The 18853-nt window shown below is 64.1% G+C and carries 10 protein-coding genes; 3 read left to right on the forward strand and 7 right to left on the reverse strand.

Translation table 11 applies throughout. The annotated features are described in order from the left end of the window. Positions 1–23 precede the first annotated feature (23 nt). Positions 24–908 (reverse strand): Ku protein, encoded by an 885-nt coding sequence (locus tag Q0D31_RS16910; RefSeq protein ID WP_291853431.1) that lies wholly within the window; start codon positions 906–908, stop codon positions 24–26. A 95-nt stretch (positions 909–1003) separates the two neighbouring features. On the opposite strand from Q0D31_RS16910, the gene ligD reads away from it, so the two are divergent. Next, positions 1004–3646 (forward strand): DNA ligase D, encoded by a 2643-nt coding sequence (gene ligD, locus Q0D31_RS16915; protein WP_291853434.1) that lies wholly within the window; start codon positions 1004–1006, stop codon positions 3644–3646. A 145-nt stretch (positions 3647–3791) separates the two neighbouring features. Here the strand turns inward: ligD and Q0D31_RS16920 are convergent, their stop codons facing one another. Continuing rightward, entirely contained in the window at positions 3792–3956 is a 165-nt protein-coding gene (locus Q0D31_RS16920) for a DUF3309 family protein (RefSeq protein ID WP_166056303.1), read from the reverse strand. A 227-nt stretch (positions 3957–4183) separates the two neighbouring features. Between Q0D31_RS16920 and Q0D31_RS16925 the strand changes: the two genes are divergently transcribed. Next, a complete protein-coding gene (locus Q0D31_RS16925; RefSeq protein ID WP_291853442.1) occupies positions 4184–4495 on the forward strand; it encodes a polyhydroxyalkanoic acid system family protein in 312 nt (103 codons plus the stop codon). A gap of 3 nt (positions 4496–4498) precedes the next feature. On the opposite strand, the gene treY is transcribed toward Q0D31_RS16925, so the two are convergent. Genes treY through treS form a run of 5 tightly spaced genes read right to left on the reverse strand, consistent with a single transcriptional unit; the run spans position 4499 to position 16559 of the window. Next, complete coding sequence (gene treY, locus Q0D31_RS16930) at positions 4499–7282, reverse strand: malto-oligosyltrehalose synthase (protein WP_291853445.1); 2784 nt, start codon at positions 7280–7282, stop codon at positions 4499–4501. A 4-nt stretch (positions 7283–7286) separates the two neighbouring features. Beyond that, entirely contained in the window at positions 7287–9041 is a 1755-nt protein-coding gene (treZ, locus tag Q0D31_RS16935; protein ID WP_291853448.1) for a malto-oligosyltrehalose trehalohydrolase, read from the reverse strand. Beyond that, positions 9038–11113 carry a glycogen debranching protein GlgX gene (gene glgX / locus Q0D31_RS16940; protein ID WP_291853451.1) on the reverse strand — a complete coding sequence of 692 codons (2076 nt, stop codon included), beginning with the start codon at positions 11111–11113 and terminating at the stop codon, positions 9038–9040. Before glgX ends, treZ begins: the two co-directional genes overlap by 4 nt. Before the next feature lie 2 nt (positions 11114–11115). Next, positions 11116–13263, reverse strand: a complete 2148-nt coding sequence (gene glgB, locus Q0D31_RS16945; RefSeq protein ID WP_291853454.1) for a 1,4-alpha-glucan branching protein GlgB — start codon at positions 13261–13263, stop codon at positions 11116–11118. Next, positions 13260–16559 (reverse strand): maltose alpha-D-glucosyltransferase, encoded by a 3300-nt coding sequence (treS, locus tag Q0D31_RS16950; protein ID WP_291853573.1) that lies wholly within the window; start codon positions 16557–16559, stop codon positions 13260–13262. Before treS ends, glgB begins: the two co-directional genes overlap by 4 nt. A 283-nt stretch (positions 16560–16842) precedes the next feature. Here treS and malQ point away from each other — a divergent pair, with 283 nt between their 5' ends. Continuing rightward, the gene (gene malQ, locus Q0D31_RS16955) at positions 16843–18801 is read left to right on the forward strand and encodes a 4-alpha-glucanotransferase (protein WP_291853457.1); all 1959 of its coding nucleotides are present in this window, start codon (positions 16843–16845) and stop codon (positions 18799–18801) included. The last annotated feature ends 52 nt before the right edge of the window (positions 18802–18853 follow it).

The raw sequence follows: 18853 nt of genomic DNA on the forward strand, positions 1-18853 counted from the left end.
AAAGCGGAACGGCAGAGCGATTTTCAACCCGCCTTGCGCTGGCGCGCCGCCGACCGGTGCGCCTTCCTGGTGGTGCGGCGAGCAGGCGACCGCTGCGAAGCCGGATTGTTTGCGCGTCGCTTTGCCGCCGGCGTTCCCTTCAGGCTTGCCTTCAACGCATCCATCAAGTTGACGACATTGTCCGGCTTGGGCTGGCGTTCGCTGATTTTCATCGACTTGCCGGCGGCCTTGCGGCGCACCAGCGCCTTCAGCGCGAACTCGTATTCATCCTTGAATTTCGACGGATCGAAATGCGCGGCCTTGGTATCGAGAATATGGCTTGCGAGCTCGATCATGTCTCTTGATATCTTCGGGTTCTTGATGTCGTCGAAATAGTCGCTTTCGTCGCGCAGCTCGTAAGGATATCGCAACGTGGTGCCGAGCAGGCCCTTGCCGAGCGGTTCGATCGCAATCACGTGCTCGCGGTTGGTCAGCACGATGCGCGCCAGCGCGACGCGGTCCTGGTCCTTCATGGCATCGCGAATCACTGCAAAGGCATCGATCCCCGCCTTGCCGTCGGGCACGATGTAGTAGGGGTGATCGAGATAGCGCTTGTCGATCTCATCTCGGGGCACGAAGCTGTCGATATCGATGGTGTGGTTGCTCTCGATCTGAACCGCCTCGAGCTCTTGCTTCTCGATCTCGACGTAGCTTCCCTTGGTCAACTCATAACCGCGGCCCTTCTGGTCGCCATCGACGATATCGCCGGTTTCGGCATCGACCATCTGCTGCTTCAGCCGGTTGCCGGTCTCCCGGTTGATCATGTGGAAGCGGGTTTTCTCGGTGGAGGTCGAGGCCGGGTAGAGCGCCACCGGACATGAAACCAGCGACAGCTTGAGCGAGCCTTTCCAGTAGGCGCGGGGAGCCATTATCATCTCCGGCACGGGTTGGGTTGGGGAACTGCAACGGTTAATGTCGGTTTTCGTTCCGGTTGGCCGCCTTTGCGGCCTGTAGAGGTCTAGCCGTGGCGTTGAAGAGCCTGATCACCTACCGCAACAAGCGCGACTTCGGCAGGACCGGGGAGCCCTCTGGCGACATCAGTGTCGCGCCCGCCATCAAGCGCCGGTTCGTGATTCAGAAGCATGATGCGACCCGCCTGCATTACGATCTCCGGCTGGAGTTCGATGGCGTCTTCAAGTCGTGGGCCGTTACGAGGGGACCGTCGCTGGATCCCAGCGACAAGCGGCTGGCGGTCGAAGTCGAGGACCACCCGCTCGATTACGGCGACTTCGAAGGGACGATTCCGCATGACCAATATGGCGGCGGCACCGTCATGATCTGGGATCGGGGCTTCTGGGAATCGCCCGATCCCGGGCGTGGTTTCAGCAAGGGCGATCTGAAGTTCACTTTGCATGGCGAAAAGCTGCAAGGGAGCTGGGTGCTGGTCCGGATGAAGGCCGACCGCCATGGCGGCAAGCGCACCAACTGGCTCCTGATCAAGCACCGTGACGAATTCGCCAGGGAGGCCGAAGCCAACGATGTCCTAGACGCGGACCGCTCGGTCGCCTCCGGACGATCGATGGCGCAGATCGCAGACGGCAAGGGCAAGGCGCCGACGCCGTTCATGCTGGCGAAACGCAAGACCAGCGCCGACGCGGTCTGGCACTCCAATCGCGGTGATGCCGCCGAGGCGCGTTCCAGGGCAAAAAGGGTCACCGCGCGATCAGCCCCGGCGCGCAAGGCAAGCGCGCGCGCTCCAGCCGTGAAGCCGAAGCAGCAAGCCATGCCCGATTTCGTGGCGCCGCAGCTTTGCGCTTCCGTCGAGCGGCCACCCAACTCGGCCGGCTGGTGCCACGAAATCAAGTTCGACGGTTATCGCGTGCAGTTGCGGGTCGAGGGCGGCGAGGTCGCGGTGAACACCCGCAAGGGGCTGAACTGGACCGATAAGTTCGGCGCCATCGCCCGGGAAGCGGGCTCGCTTCCCGATCTCCTGATCGACGGCGAAATTGCTGCGCTCGACCAGAACGGCGTCCCGGATTTTTCGGCGCTGCAGGCGGCCTTGTCCGACGGCAAGACCGATGACCTCGTGCTGTTCGCGTTCGACCTGCTGTTTTTCGACGGCGAGGATCTTCGTCCGCTGCCGTTGCGCGAGCGCAAGGCGCGCCTGAAGGACGTGCTGACGCGGCGCAAGAGTGACGGGATGTTGATCCGCTACGTAGAGCACTTCGAGGAAAGCGGCGATACCATGCTGCAATCCGCCAGGAAGCTGCAGATCGAGGGCATCATCTCCAAGAAACTCGATGCGCCCTATCGCTCCGGCCGTACGGGGGGCTGGACCAAGGCCAAGGTCCGCGGCGGGCAGGAGGTGGTTTTGGGCGGCTGGAAGACCAGCAACGGGAAATTCCGATCGTTGATGGCGGGCGTCTATCGCGGCAGCCAATTGGCCTATGTCGGCATTGTCGGCACCGGTTTCGGGCAGGACACCGTCCGCCGTATCATGCCAGCGCTGAAAGCGGCGGAATCGGACGAGAACCCGTTCGCCGGCAAGGATGCGCCGAGGAAAACCCGCGACGTGCATTGGCTGAGACCTGAACTGGTCGCCGAAATCGAGTTTGCCGGCTGGACCGATGGCGGCAACATCCGGCAGGCCGCGTTCAAGGGGCTGCGGCAGGACAAGCCGGCCGTTGAGGTGCGGGCGGAGATGCCTGCGACGGTCAAGCTTGCAAAGCCTGCGGTCAGGTCGATGAAATCATCGGCGACCAAACCCGCCGAGGTGATGGGCGTCGCGATTTCGAAACCCGACAAGGCGCTGTGGCCCGACGGCGGTGACGGCAGGAGCGTCACTAAACTCGACCTCGCGCGATATTTCGAGGCGGTCGGCGAATGGATGATGGTCCACCTCAAGGGCCGGCCGTGCTCGATTGTCCGCGCGCCCGACGGCATCGATGGCGAGCAATTCTTTCAGCGTCACGCGATGCATGGCGGCTCCAGCCTCATGACGCTCGCCAAGGTTTCGGGCGATCGCAAGCCTTACTTGCAGATCGACCGGATCGAGGCGCTGGCGGCGGTGGCGCAGATCGGCGGGCTGGAGCTGCACCCCTGGAATTGCGCACCGGACGCCTACGAGACGCCGGGACGGCTGGTGTTTGATCTCGACCCTGCGCCGGAGGTCGGATTCGCTGAAGTGATCAAGGCTGCGAACGATATGCGCGACCGTCTGGCGGCGCTGGGGCTGGAGAGTTTCTGCAAGACCACCGGCGGCAAGGGGCTGCACGTGGTGGCGCCGCTGCGCCATGGCGCCCGGGAAAAGGTCGACTGGAAGGAGGCCAAGGCGTTTGCGCAAGGAGTCTGCCAGTGGATGGCAAACGATGCGCCGGAGCGCTATCTGCTCAACATGTCGAAGAAGCTGCGCAAGGGAAAAATCTTCCTCGACTATCTGCGCAACGACCGGATGGCGACCGCGGTGGCCGTGCTCTCGCCGCGCGCGCGCGAGGGCGCCACCGTTTCGATGCCGCTGACCTGGACACAGGTGCGCGGCAACCTCGATCCGGCTAAATACACCGTCCGCACCGTGCCGGCGCTGCTGGCGAAGATCCGCGCGTGGCAGGGCTATGACGACGCGGCGAGCTCGATCAAGGCGGCGATGAAGAAGCTGGCAGCGATGTAGCGGACCCCAACCCGGGCTTGCCAATCGACCCGTCAACAAGCCGCGGCTTTGCCTCTCAATCTTATCACTCGCCGCGGCGGGTGATAAGATTCTCGTGCGTAGGCGCAACGCGATGGTGCGCTCCTGTCACTTCCGGACGTCGTGCTCAGAGCTTGCCGAGCAGCAGCAGGATCAGCAGGATCACGATGACGAGGCCAAGGCCCCCGCCGCCGTAATAGCCGGTACCGTAAAACGGCCCGCCACCGATGCCGCTGAAGCCGCCGAGCAGGGCAATAACGAGAATAATGAGAATGATGGTCCCGATAGACATGAATATCTCCTCAGCCCGGGGGCTTTTGTGTTGCGTGCCTGCGGCGGAATAACACACCGAAGCCGCGGAAGTTCCATTTATGAAACCGCGCGTTTCATGTGGGCGGGCTGATTGCACCAAGAGAGCGCGCATATCCATCCAAGCGGAAGACGCAACTCTCCTCGATGCCACTTCATTTCGGGCCGCGCGCTAACTAGATGCAATCTGCATGAAATGAGGGTTCAGCGATGAGCAAGCCACTGGTGGTATCGATCCCGCACCGTCTGGGACGCGAAGAAGCCACCCGACGTTTGAAGCAGGGACTTTCGCGCGCGACATCCAGCCTGCCGGTGCTGAGCGTCGACGAGGAGCGCTGGGAAGACAACCGCATGATCTTTCGCGTTCGCGCGCTCGGCCAGGCCGCGGCCGGTCATGTCGACGTTGCCGACGATCACGTGCAGGTGGAGGTCGTGCTGCCATGGCTGCTGCAGCGCTTTGCCGAAGCGGCCCAGAAGGCGATCCGCAGCCGCGGCAGCCTGTTGCTGACGAAGCAGAACTAGTTGTTAAGCCACGCTTCGGCGCGCAGGCTTTGCCTCGCCGTTGAACCTGGCTTTCAGAACCGCAACCGGCAGGTGTTCAAGCAGGTCGGACATCTGCAGCCGGTTGGTATCGCGGTCGGCGATGCCTTCCACGACGTAGCCTTGCACGTTCAGGGTGGCGTTGTATCGCGCTGGATTCGGCCAGCTTCGGCCATGGTCGGTGAACGCCGCGAACGATTTCGCCACCACGACGATCGCGGCGTCGAGACCCCGGCGCCGGGCGAATGCAATAAAATGATCCCGGTGGTCTCCCGCCACATTCAGCGGCGCGTACCCGCCTTGGGTAAAAACGTCGGCTATTTCCGTGCGCAGACGGAGCAGATGCCTGGTCCAGGCGAATTTGAGATGGCCGCTTGGCCAATCCAGCGCCAGACGATTCCAATCCGGCCGTTCCAGCGCCTCCAACAGACGGGCCCGGGTACCAAAATCGACCGGCCGCCGGTTATCCGGATCGACCAGCGAGAAGTCCCAGAGCTCGGTGCCCTGATAGAAGTCCGGAACTCCCGGCATCGTCGCCTTCAGCGTGATCTGGGTAAGCGAGTTCAGCGCGCCCAGCAATGAGAGGCGCTGCGCCAAGGCCTGGACAGAGCCCAGGAATTCGCTGGAAATCGACGGGTCGAGAACCTTTTCGACAAAGTTGCTGACCCCCGCCTCATACGCCGAGTGAGGATTGAGCCAACTGGTTTCCTGCTTGCCCTCGCGCGCCGCCTTGAGCGCATATTCCTGCATCCGTTCCGTGAACGAAGCGTCTTCCGGCTGCCACGCTCCCAGCAGCGCCTGATAAAGCATGTACTCGAACGTCGTCGAAGGCGCGCGCATGTTTCCGTGAATTGTCAAATGCGGCGCGTTGGCGACCTTCCAGCGCGCCACCGCGCTCGCCCATTCTCCCGAAATTTCCGACAGCGCCATGATACGGGCGCGGGCGTCCTCGCCTCGCTTGGTGTCATGCGTCGCAGTGGCGGTCATGCCGTGCGGCCATTCATCGGCGCGCGCCCGCATCATCAGGTGAAAGTCCTCTACGGCGAGCGCCTTTGCCGCGGGATCGCCGCCGACTTCGTTGAGCGCCAGCAGGCGGTGGTAACGGTAGAACGCCGTGTCCTCGAGCGACTTGGCCATCATCGGGCCGGTGAATTGTTGCATCTTCAGGGCAAACCTCCGGACCCTGGGCGCGCTGTGAGCGGCACGTCCCGGTTTCGCCAGGTCCATCGTCAACGTATCCCGCAGGAAATCGAAAATGCCGTCATCGGCGGCAAACCAATCGGCGCGCGCTTGCTCGATCGTCTCCGCGATCAGCTGGCGGTCGTGGCCCGTTGCCACTGTTGAGGTCAGGTAGGTGCGATAGACCGGGAAGTGAAGCACGTAGAGTTCGAGCGCCTGGCGCAGGCTGTCGGCGGAATAGTCGCGGGTTGAGTAATGTCCGCTGGCGATCCGCGCCAAAAGCCGCGTCAGCACCGTGAATTCGCTGGTCAGCAGCGTCTCGAGCACGCGGCGCTTGGCTTGCTTGAGAACAGGCTCGAGCGTCGGCGGCTGGTTGCTGATCTGTCGCCAGATTTCGTCGAGCGGTTCAAGGCCGTCGCCGCAGGTCAATACCCTTGTGATCGCGTTCATCCATTCATAACCGGTGGTGCCGAAAACGCCGGCGAACGGCGGCAGACTCTCATGCTCGGCCAGAATCTTCTCGATCACCACGTAGAAGGGTCGGGCGCGGCCTTGCGCCTCGCGGATCAATCGGCGCAGGCGCTGGAAGTACTGGGCAGGATCGCGCAAGCCGTCGATGTGATCGAGCCGCAGACCCTGCAGCTTTCCTTCCCCGATCAACCGCTTGACCAGCCGATGCACCGCCTCGAACGTGCCGGCGTCCTCGATGCGCAGGCCGGCCAAGGTGTTGATGTCGAAGAACCGCCGATAGTTGATGTCGCTGGAGGCCAGCCGCCAGTGGCCGAGCCGGTAGTGCTGGCGTTCGAGCAGGTGGTGCAGTGCCAGCGTCGGACCGGGCCGATCCGGTCCGGCGCGATACGCGTTCAATCCACGGGCGATGATCTCGGCGCCGCCGGGGATTTCACGGAGTGCCGCCTGGAAGTCCGGCGCTTCCTTGCGGTTCGGGCTGCGTAGCCCCGGATAGCGCGACACCAGGGCCAGCATCGCTTTGCCGGGTGTGGTCTGCTCGGCATCTGCATGCTTGACGATGGTTCGCAGGATTTCGCCGTAGCGTTGAGGGGCGATCGGCAGTCGATGCTCGAAATACCACGCCGAGAAACTGCCTTCGTCGGGATCGTAGCGCAACGCGATTTCGCCCTGCTCAAGCGCATCACCGTAGGACGAGCCAATGATCGGCAGCAGCACGCCGCCTCGAGGGCGATGCGGCAACTGCTCCCAGTCGATGTCAAAGGAGGCGGCATGGGGCGAGGCCTGACCCCATTCCAGCACGTCGAGCCACCACGGGTTGTCCGCGAAGTGAACGCCGACATGGTTGGGCACGAAATCAAGGATCAGACCGAGGTCGTGCTGCCGCAGCGCGGCGCTGAGCCGCTCGAACCCGGCTTCGCCGCCAAGCTCGGGGTTGAAGCCGGCGTGGTCGGTAACGTCGTATCCATGCGTGCTGCCCTTGCGGGCGCACATGAAGGGCGATGCATAGAGATGCGTGACCCCTAGCGCCTTCAGATACGGCACCACCTCCGCAGCAGCATCGAAATCGAAACGCGCCGATAATTGCAGCCGGTAAGTCGCGATCGGGATCGCCGGGGGCATTTTGCTATCCCATGCGCCAGAGCACCGACCATGGCGGGACGCCATCGCTCGACTCGCGGCCCCAGATGGCGGTTCCCGGATAGGCATCGGCGGGTCGGTTGACGGCCCGGTCCGACAGGTTGGCGGTGAGATTAAGGATGGCGCCATCGCCCATTCGCCAGGTTGCAGTCAGCAGCCGGTCGGCGGCGCGGGCCTCGCCGAAGGCGGCGCCAGCCAGCCGTGGGACGATCTGCTCTCGCCGGATCCGCAACAGCTCCAGCACCAGCGTAAGTCGCTTGCGCGCCGCCGGGGTGTCGAGGCTGTCCCAGTCGAGCACCGCGCGGTCGCGGGACGACGGGTCCAGCGCATCGGGGACCTCGTCGCCGAACTCGTCATAGGCCCAGGCATATTCGGCGCGGCGGCCGGCGCGGACGGCGTCGGCGAGTTCGCCCTTGAAATCGCAGAAGAACGGGAAGGGCGCCGCCGAGCCCCATTCCTCGCCCATGAACAGCATCGGAACGGCGGGCGCCAGCAGCAGCACCGCCAGCGCGGCCTCGATCGCCTGCGCATCTGCCTGGCCTTCCAGCCGGTCGCCCAGCGCGCGATTTCCGATCTGGTCGTGGTTCTGCAGAAAGTTGATAAAGGCCGCGGGCGCCAGGTGGCCGCTCGGCTCGCCGCGCCTGTCGCCGCGAAACGCCGAAACTTCGCCCTGGTAGATGAAGCCCGAGGCCAGGGTGCGGGCAATGTCGGACATCGGCGAGCGCTGGTAGTCGGCATAGTAGCCCCGGCTTTCGCCGGTCAGCAGCACGCGCCACGCATGATGGTAGTCGTCGTTCCACTGCGCGCGGTATTTTCCCTGCGGCGGGTCCTGATCCGCATCCAGCAGGCTGGCGCGGTTATCGCCGTTCTCCAGCACCAGGTGAATCTGGCGGCCGGCTTCGCCTGCGAGTCGGCCGGCGGCGGCGCTGATATCGTGCAGCAGCGACAATCCCCCGGGCTCGACGATGCTGTTGACGGCATCGAGCCGCAGCCCGTCGAACCGGTAATCGCGCAGCCAATGCAGCGCGTTATCGATCGCGAAGGCGCGCACTTCGGGCACGCGATAATCGATCGCGGATCCCCACGGCGTCTGCGCCTGCGTGAAGAAGTCAGGCGCGTAGCGGCCGAGGAAATTTCCTTCCGGGCCGAAATGGTTATAGACCACGTCGAGCATCACCATCAGCCCGCGCAGATGCGCCTCGTCGATCAGCGTCTTCAGTTCCTCCGGCCGGCCATAGGCGCTGTCGGGCGCGTACCACAGCACGCCGTCATAGCCCCAGTTGCGCGCGCCGGCGAAATCCGCCAGCGGCATCAATTCAAGCGCTGTGACGCCGGTCCGCACCAGGTGGTCGAGCTTGTCGATCATCGCGCGATAGCTGCCCTCGCGGGTGAAGGTGCCGACATGGGCTTCGACAATGACCGCTTCCTGCCACGGCCGCCCGCGCCACGCCCTGGCTCGCCACGGGAAGGCGCCATGGTCGATCACCTCGCTCGGACCAAACACGTCGTCGGGTTGAAACGCCGATGCCGGGTCCGGGACGTCGATCTCATCGTCAATACGAAACCTGTAGCGGGCGCCGGCCTTCACGCCTGGGATGTCCGCGGTGAACCATCCGTCCTCGCTGCGCCGCATCGCCTGGCGCTCACCAATTAGTACATCGACGCGCTCGGCTGCCGGCGCCCAGAGCCGAAATTGCACGCCCGCCTTGGTCAGGACAGGCCCGAATGGCCGGTCGCTCATGCTGCACCCGCAAAAGCAAGCACCGAGCGCGGCGGCGCACGGGTCTCGGCGCCGGAAGGGAGGCTCGCGGGAGCTTGTGAGGATTCAGCGGTGTTCAGTACCTGCTGCCAGCTCTGGTACTCAGGCATCCTGGGCAACGTGAAGGCGATCTCCTCGGGCGCGGCGTTCAGCACGATAAAGATCGGCGCCTGCCCGGGTTCCACCGGTCCAAGCACATAGGCGAGAAAACGGCCTTCCGGAAAGTTCCAGTCGGCTTCCTGCATCTCCTCGGCTGCCGGCGTTAGCCACAACACCCCGTAAGAGCCGTCGGCGCGACGCCCGTCGAGCCAGCGCTGGCAACGAATCTGCCCAAACCGCCGGCGCAGTTCGCTCATGTGTCCGACAAACCCGGTGAGGTCCTCGCCTTCCTTGCCGAGATGATCCCAGTCGACCCATCCAATGTCGTTGTCCTGGCAATAGGCGTTGTTGTTGCCGGCTTGCGAATTGCCAACCTCGTCGCCGGCCAGCATCAGCGGGGTGCCCTGGGCGAGGAACAGGCAGGCAAGTTGATTCTTGCGGAGCTGTCGCCGCAGCGCGTTGATCGCTGCATCGCTGGTCGGGCCTTCATGGCCGCAATTGTTGCTGTGATTGTCGCTTGAGCCGTCGCGATTGTCCTCGCCGTTGGCCTCGTTGTGCTTCTCGTTGTAGCTGAACAGGTCGGCGAGCGTGAAGCCGTCATGAACCGTCACGTGGTTGATGCTGGCGCGCGGGGCGCGGCCGTCGTGATGGAACAGGTCGGAGGAGGCGGTCATGCGCCGCGACACCTCGCCGATGAGGCTGCCTTCGCCGCTCCAGTAGCGTCGCATCGCGCTGCGATAGCGGTCGTTCCATTCCGACCATTGCGACGGAAACGCGCCGACTTGATAGCCACCCATGCCGAGGTCCCAGGGTTCGGCGACCAGCTTGACGGTCGAGAGTACCGGGTCCTGGCGCACTGCAGTCAGGAACGCTGCGTTGCGATCGTACCCGTTCGGTCCCCGCGCCAGCGTGGTGGCGAGGTCAAAGCGGAAGCCGTCGACGTGACAAACCTCGACCCAGTACCGGAGCGAATCCATCACCATCTGCAACACGCGCGGGTGGGTGAGGTTGACCGAGCTGCCGCAGCCCGTGAAATCATCGTAGTATCGCGGGTTGTCCGGCTTGAGCCAGTAGTAGGATGCGTTGTCGATGCCGCGGAACGACAGCGTCGGGCCAAGATGATTGCCTTCGGCGGTGTGGTTGTAGACGACGTCGAGCATCACCTCGATGCCGGCGTCGTGAAGTCGGGCAACGGTGGTGCGGAAGGCGTCCAGCGCGTTGTCCTGGGCGTATCGCGGCTCCGGAGCAAAGAATGCCAGCGTGTTGTAACCCCAGTAGTTTGAAAGCTTCTTCTCGACCAGCACGCGGTCGTCGATCAGTCCGTGGATCGGCAACAGCTCGATGGTGGTGACGCCGAGGCGCTTGAGATGGTCGATCATCGCGGGTGAGGAAAGCCCGCCATAGGTGCCGCGCAGGCCGGGCGGCACATCGCCGCGCTTTTGCGTCAGACCCTTGACGTGGGCTTCGTAAATGACGGTGTCTTCCCAGGCAATGTTCGGGCGCATCTCGCGCCGTCCCCAATTGAAAGTCTCGTCGACCACGACCGCCTTCGGCATGCCGCGCGCATTGTCGCGCCGGTCGAACGAGAGATCCTCGCGAGCACTGCCGGCGCGGTAGCCGAAATGCGCGTCGCTCCACACCAGCCGGCCGGCGAGCCGCCTGGCATAGGGGTCGAGCAGCAACTTGTTGGGATTGAAGCGGTGGCCGCGCTCCGGCTCATAGGGTCCATGAACGCGATAGCCGTAAAGCTGCCCCGGCGAGACATCGTTGACGTAGACGTGCCAGACATCCTCGCTACGCGCAGGCAATTCAATTCGTTCGAGTTCGCGGCGGCCTTGGCTGTCGAACAGGCAAAGCTCGACCTTGGCGGCATTGGCCGAGAACAGCGCAAAATTGGTACCCCGGCCGTCCCAGCTTGCGCCGAGATGCGCTGGGCTTCCCGTTGACAATCGCATGGTCAGGTTTCCGGCACGAGAAAGATGGCGGCGAGCGGCGGAAGGGTCAGGTTGAGCTCGGGTATGTTAGCCTCCAGTGTGTGAACGGTGCCGGTGTTGCCGACGTTGCTGCCGCCGTAAAAGGCGGAGTCCGAATTGAGCGCTTCCTTCCACGCGCCGGCAAATGGCACCCGAACGCGGTAGTTGTATTGGACGTTCGGCGAGAAATTCACGACGACAAGGCAACGCGCCCGCGGGTCGAACCCCCGGCGTATCCAGGCAAAAACGTTGTTGCCGGAATCATGGGTGACAACCCATTCAAACCCGGCCTGATTGCAGTCCATCTCGTGCAGCGCCGGCAGGTCGCGATAAAGTCGGTTGAGATCGCGGATCAGGGACTGGACGCCGGCATGGGCCGGCTGCCGCGTCAGGTGCCAATCCAGCGATTGATCGTGGTTCCATTCACGTTCCTGGCCGAATTCGCAACCCATGAACATCAGCTTTTTGCCGGGATGGCCGAACATGAAGCTGTAATAGGCGCGCAGATTCGCGAAGCGCTGCCAGTCGTCGCCGGGCATCCGGCCGAGGATCGAACGCTTGCCGTGCACGACCTCGTCGTGGGACAGCGGCAGGATGAAGTTTTCCGAGAACGCATAGTGCAGGCCGAACAGGACATCGCCATGGTGGTGTTTGCGATACACCGGGTCCTTGCCGATGTAATTCAGCGTGTCGTGCATCCAGCCCATGTTCCATTTGTAGCCGAAGCCGAGTCCGCCATGCTCCACCGGCCGCGACACCTCCGGCCACGAGGTGGACTCTTCCGCCGCTGTGGTGGCGTTTGGGAATTCTCCGAACAGCTCGGTATTGAAACGGCGCAGGAAAGCGACGGCTTCAAGGTTCTCCCGGCCACCGTGCTGGTTCGGGATCCATTCCCCGGCCGGTCGGCTGTAGTCGAGATAGAGCATCGAGGCGACGGCATCGACGCGCAGGCCGTCAATGCCGTAACGATCGAGCCAGAACAGCGCGTTCGACACCAGGAAGTTGACCACTTCGGTGCGGCCGTAATTGTAGATCAGCGTGCCCCAGTCGAAGTGGCGGCCCTGCCGCGGATTGGCGTGCTCGTAAAGCGCAGTGCCGTCGAAATAGCCGAGGCCGTGCGGATCATCGGGAAAATGTCCGGGCACCCAATCGAGCCACACTGCAAGCCCTTCGCGATGGCAGGCGTCGACCAGCGCTGAGAAATCTTCGGGTGGGCCGAACCGGCTGGTCGGCGCGTACAGGCCGGTCGGCTGGTAGCCCCATGATCCGTCGAACGGATGCTCGCTGACCGGCAGGAACTCGACATGGGTGAAGCCGAGATCGCGCACATAGGCCGGCAGCTGTTCGGCGAGTTCGCGATAGCTCAGCCATTCGTTGTTGCCCTTGCGCCGCCAAGAGCCGAGATGGACCTCGTAGATAGAGACGGGGGCCTGCAGCGCGTTGACGGAAGAGGGCGCCGGGCGCGGCCGCGGAATCCTGGCTTGATCGACCACGATCGAGGCGGTGCTGGGGCGCACTTCCGCGGCAAAGGCAAGCGGGTCTGATTTCAGTGGCAGGTGCCGCCCGTCGGCGGCAATGATCTCGAACTTGTAGCGGTCGCCGGCGCGTGCATGCGGGACGAATAGCTCCCAATAGCCGACGCCGCGCACGCGCATCGGATGACGCCGCGCGTTCCAGTAGTTGAAGTCGCCGACCACGCTGACGCCTCTGGCGTTCGGCGCCAGCACCACGAACGAAACCCCCGCGACGCCATCGAGCGTCATCGGATGCGCGCCGAGCTTGTCGTAGATCCGGCGGTGGGTACCTTCGCCCAGCAAGTGCAGGTCGAACTCGCTCAGGACGGGGGGAAAGCGATAGGGGTCATCAAGATCGACGACATGGTCGCCGAAGCGGGCGCGCAGCCGGTATTTGGCGGCGCCGTTCGGCAGCGGGCCGGCGAACAGTCCGGCCTCGTGCAGTTTCGCCAGCGGCGCGGTTTCGCCGCGCTCGCCGACCGCCTCCACATTGGACGCGTCCGGCAGCAGGGCGCGCACGACCTGGCGGCCGCCTTCGCTGTGGCGACCGAGGTAGCGAAACGGGTCGGAATGCCTGCCTTCGATGATGGCGTAGGCCTCGTCGCTCAACCTGTTCATGAGGCCTCGCGCGCCGATGGCGACAACAGCCTGATGATTCCGGCCAAAGGCATTCGCAGCCAGTCCGGCCGCCAGGACAGTTCGTGTTCGAGTTCGCTGAACGCCTTCTCGATCAGGAAGAATGTCAACAACCGATCGGCGGCCTTCGGGTCGGACGGCCACAGGCGGCGGTCGGCCATCGCCTCGTGATAGGCGGCGAGCAACGCTACGGTCGCTCGATCGCGCCACTCGCCAAGCGCCGCGCCGAGTCTGCCGTGTTCGTCATGGGCAACCTTGAGTGCGCGCTCAAGTGCTGCGGTCGCCGAATAGTCGATCGAACGCACCAGGCTGGCGACATCGCGCGCCGCGGGCCCCTTGCGCCGGCGCTCGGCGATCGTTCGGTCTGCCTCGCCGGCGAAGTCGATGATGAAGACATCGTCCTTGACGGCCAGCAACTGGCCGAGGTGCAGGTCGCCGTGGTGACGGATGTTGAGGCCGTCGAGGTCGGGCGGCAGCAACGCTTCGAGACGCTCGGGCAGGGCGGCTTGCAACATCGGCAACTGGTCGGCGAGCAGGCGCTCCGGCTCCTTCAGCATGTCGCGGCGCTCCCTCAGCACGGCGCAGACGCGCCCGGCGCGGGTCAGCAGGTCATCGGTCCAGCGCTGGATGTCTTCCGGCCGGATCGGGGCAGGTGCGAATTCGGCCATTTCGCGGTTGCCGCCCAGCGCGGCATGCAATTCGGCGACGCGCCGCCCGGCCTGCGACATCAGACGCAGATAGGGCATTTGCTCCTCGCGTTCACCCGGATGTTCGCTCGCCGCCAGCAATTGCTGCTCCTCGACGAAGCGATCGAGGTAGGAAGCGGTCACCGCCCACAGGTCGCCCTGGTTGGTGACGAAGGCATGAACGGTTCCGACCGCGCGATTCTCCAAGCCTTCGACCAGTTCGACGCTGCCGAGCAGCGCCGGAGCGTTTGGAAATTTCGCGACGTCGGTGAGGAAACGTCCCATCTCGATCGCGGGATGGATGCCAGCCTCAAGTGCACGGAAAATTTTGATGACATAGTCTTCGTCCACCAGCGCCGTGCTGTCGGGCCGGTCGGTTTCAATGGTCCTGATGTGCTTGGGCGGCCGGATCGGTCCGTTGGCGAAACGGCTGGTTGGACGGAATTCGAGCCGCAGTCCCTGGTCGTTCTCCTCGATGGTCAGCGACGCCCTCAAATTTCGCAGCAACAGCGAAATGAAAATCGGGTCGGTGGCGACATCCAGCAGGGTACCTTCGCGCGCACCCTGGCGCACCGCGGCCAGCGCACTGGGATTGTAGCGTTCGCGATCAAAGCGCACCCATTCGATCTGCAGCGGCAGCAAGTAGCGCGCCGTCACGCCACGCTGCGTGGTCTCGAAGCAGGCGAGCCACGGCCGGTTGTCGCCGATATCGCAGAACGGGATCGCCGATACCAGCCTGGGCTGGATTTCCCTGGCCAACCGTTGCGGATACCAGCGGGTGCGCGCCAGGTATCCCGGCAGCACGTCGCGTTCGAACACGCCGCGCTCGCGCGCCAGCGACACCCAGGTGGCGTTGACCGGCACCACCAGCGTTTCAAACTCGGGCACCGCGCGCGGTGTGACCGGCGCCGATTTGTCGGGCTCCTGCAGTTCGAACCAGTAGAAGCCGTAGGGCGCCAGCGTGATCATGTAGGGCGCGTCGCCGATCGCAGGAAAGCGCGAACGGCCGAGCATTTCCAGCGGCACGCGGTCCTTCCAGGCGGAAAGATCGAGCTCCGTCGCCTGCGCCGAGCGCGACAGGTTGGCGACGCACAGAATGACTTCGTCGCGGTACTGCCGAACGTAGCACAATACTGCGCGGTTCTCAGGGCGGATGAAAGTCATGCTGCCGCGGCCGAAGGCAAGCGTGGACTTGCGCACTGCGATCAGCCGTTTGGTGGCTGACAGCAGCGAGGAGAGGCTGCGCGACTGCGCCTCGACATTGACGGACTCATAACCATAGACCGGGTCCATGATGGTCGGCGCGTAGAGCCGCGCCGGATCGGCGCGCGAGAAGCCGCCATTGCGGTCCGGGGTCCACTGCATCGGGGTGCGGACGCCGTTGCGGTCGCCGAGATAGATGTTGTCGCCCATGCCGATCTCGTCGCCGTAGTAGATGATCGGCGTACCCGGAAACGAGAACAGCAGCGAGTTCATCAGCTCGATCTTGCGGCGGTCGTTGTCCATCAAGGGCGCCAGCCGGCGGCGGATGCCGACATTGATGCGTGCGCGCGGATCGTTCGCATAGGTCGACCACAGATAGTCGCGCTCGACGTCGGTGACCATTTCCAGCGTCAGTTCGTCGTGGTTGCGCAGGAACAGCGCCCACTGGCAGCTGTTGGGGATATCAGGCGTCTGGCGCAGGATGTCGGTGATGGGAAAGCGGTCTTCCTGCGCGATCGCCATGTAGATGCGTGGCATCAGCGGAAAATGATAGGCCATGTGGCATTCGTCGCCGCTGCCGAAGTATTCCTGGACGTCTTCCGGCCATTGGTTGGCCTCGGCCAGCAGGACCTTGCCCTTGGCATAATTGTCGAGTTCGCGTCGCAACTGCTTGATGATGGCGTGCGTCTGCGGCAGGTTCTCGTTGTTGGTGCCGTCGCGCTCGCACAGATAGGGAATGGCGTCGAGCCGGAAGCCGTCGACGCCGGTGTCGAGCCAGCGCTTCATCACCTGCACCAGCGCGCTCACCACCCGAGGATTGTCGAAATTGAGGTCCGGCTGGTGCGAGAAGAAGCGGTGCCAGTAGAACTGGCCGGCCTCCGGATCCCAGGTCCAGTTCGATTTCTCGGTATCGGTGAAGATGATCCGCGTGCCCTGGTACTTCTGATCGGTGTCGCTCCAGACATACCAGTTGCGCGCGCTGGAGTTCGGATCGCTGCGGCGGGCGCGCTTGAACCAGTCGTGCTGGTCCGAGGTGTGGTTGACGACGAGTTCGGTGATGACACGCAGGCCGCGCTTCTTGGCTTCCTGGATGAAGCGCTTGAAGTCCTTCATCGTGCCGAAATCGGGATTGATGTCGCCGTAGTCGGCGATGTCGTAGCCGTCGTCCCGGCCGGGCGAGGGATAGAACGGCAACAGCCACAGCGTGGTGACGCCGAGGTCCTCCAGGTAGCCCAGCTTCTCGGTCAGCCCCGCGAAGTCGCCGATGCCGTCATTGTTGCTGTCGGCGAAGGCCTTGACGTGAAGCTGATAGATGATGGCGTCCTTGTACCAAAGATCGTCGGCGGCGGCATCGATGGCTGGCGCGTCGCCCGCCTTTCCGGCGTCGATATCAGTGCGGTTGCCGCCGGGCAGTGGGACGGGAGCGCCCGCCTTGGCGCTTTCGGCGATTTGGGCTTTTTTGTTCACGGTGATGCCATGGCCATGGAAATGACGCTCCCGTTTCGTTGGCTGAATGGGAAACGTTCTGGACTTGGGTAGAAAGCCGTCCGGCGCGCTTTGGTTCCGTTGGGGAACCTGGTGTGGCCGGGGGCGTTACTCAAATCCATCCCCTTCCTGCATTGGGACAATTTCGCGACATCCGTGCGATGTTTGCGTGCAAAGTGCGTGCCGAATGGATCTTTTTTCGCAAGCTGAAGCACGGGGAATTCAGACCGAGTTCCTGGACGGCCAGGGCAGGCGCCGCCTGACCGACGCGGCCGCCCTCAAAGTAATCCTCGACGCGCTGCCGTTGCAGGCTTCGGGGCCGCTGGTAGGACGGCCGGTGGTGGTTCGGGCCGGGCGGGCGACGCGTAGCGAACTCCGGCCGGAGGCGCGGCTTCCGGTGCGTTGGAAGATTGTTGCGGCTGCCGGGGTAGTTGCGGAAGGCGTGGCGAGGGCGCGGGCTATCGACTGGCCGGAGGGCCTGACGCCGGGCGTGTACCGTCTGCAACTGGCCGACGGCGCTGCCGTCACCGAGGACGTGCCGCTGATTTCGGCGCCTGAGCGGGCGTTCGGCGGCGATTTCGACCGCTGCTGGCTGCTCGCGGTGCAGCTTTATGGCGTTCGTTCCGCGCGCAACTGGGGGATCGGCGATTTCACCGATCTCGAAGGGTTGATCGGCTTGGCCAGTGATCTCGGCGCCGATGGCGTCGGCCTCAATCCCCTGCACGCGCTGTTCGACGACCGGCCGGGCGATTGCAGCCCCTATTCGCCGAACAGCCGGTTGTTTCTCAACGCGCTTTATATCGACGTCGAACGGCTTCCCGAGTTTCACCTTGATGCCGAAACCAGCCAGGCCCTGGCCCGGCTACGGGCTGCCGAAATCGTCGATTACCCCGCCGCCGCGGGCCTGAAATGGCGCGCGCTGCGGTCCGCCTTTGCGTCCTTCAAGGCCGGCGCGACGCCGGCGCGCCGGCGGGATTTCAACAAATTCCGCCGGGAACGCCAGGTCCTGCTGTCGCGCTTTGCCTGCTTCGAGGTGCTCAGGCACAAATTTGGCGCGCCGTGGTGGGAATGGCCGCAGCCGTGGCGGCAACCGGACGATGCTGGATTCGCCGCGCTTCGAAAGGGCGCGGATGCCGACGAGATCGCTTTTGTCGAATTCGTGCAATGGATCGCCGACCGGCAGCTCGGCGCCGCCGCCGATCTGGCCCGCAAGCGCGGCATGCGGGTCGGACTTTATCTCGACGTCGCCGTCGGGGTGCAGGCCGACGGCTTCGACGCCTGGAACGAACAGGTCGCGATCTCGCGCCATCTCGGCGTCGGGGCGCCGCCGGATCCGCTCAACACCGCCGGTCAAAGCTGGGGGCTTGCCGGATTCAACGCCGCCGGGCTGGAGCGGCAATCCTTTGCGCCGTACCGCGACATGCTGCGCGCCTCGATGCGGCATGCCGGCGCGATCCGGCTCGACCATGTGCTGGGTTTGAAGCGGCTCTATCTGGTACCGCACGGCTTTTCCGCCGCCGATGGCGTCTATGTGCAGATGCCGTTCGAGGCGCTGCTGGCGGTGACCGCGCAGGAAAGCCTGACGCATCGCTGCGTCGTGATTGGCGAGGATCTCGGCACCGTGCCGGAAGGTTTTCGCGCCGAGATGGCCGACTGGGGCATCTGGTCGTACCTGGTGATGATGTTCGAGCGCGACGACCGCGGCGCTTTCCGCGACATCGACCATTACGGGGCCAATGCGCTCGTTACCTTCAACACCCACGATCTCTCCACTTATGCCGGCTGGCGCGGCTTCGGGGATCTGAAGACCAAGCGTTCGATCGGCATCGATCCCGGCGAGAGCGACGAGGCGCGCTGGCATGCGCTCGCCATGCTCGACGATGTGTTGCGCCATCATGCGATCGATCGCAACGACCTTCATGCGGTGGTGAGTTTTCTGGCGCGGACCAGATCGCGGCTGCTCGCGATCGCGCTGGAGGACCTGCTTGGGGTGGTGGACCAGCCCAACATTCCCGGCACCGTCCACGAACATCCGAACTGGCGACGGCGGCTTCCAGTGCCGCTTGAGGATATGAAATCCGCGATCGACGTTGTTGCGCTCAAGGCCGCGACGCAGGAGCGCTCGCGCACGCCAGGCCGATCCTGATTTCCGCGGGCGTCGGCGCCCCGAGATCGCGGTTTGTCCGCCGCCCTGACGG

Origin of the sequence: Bradyrhizobium sp., assembly GCF_022844465.1 — a bacterium.
GTDB lineage: Bacteria > Pseudomonadota > Alphaproteobacteria > Rhizobiales > Xanthobacteraceae > Bradyrhizobium.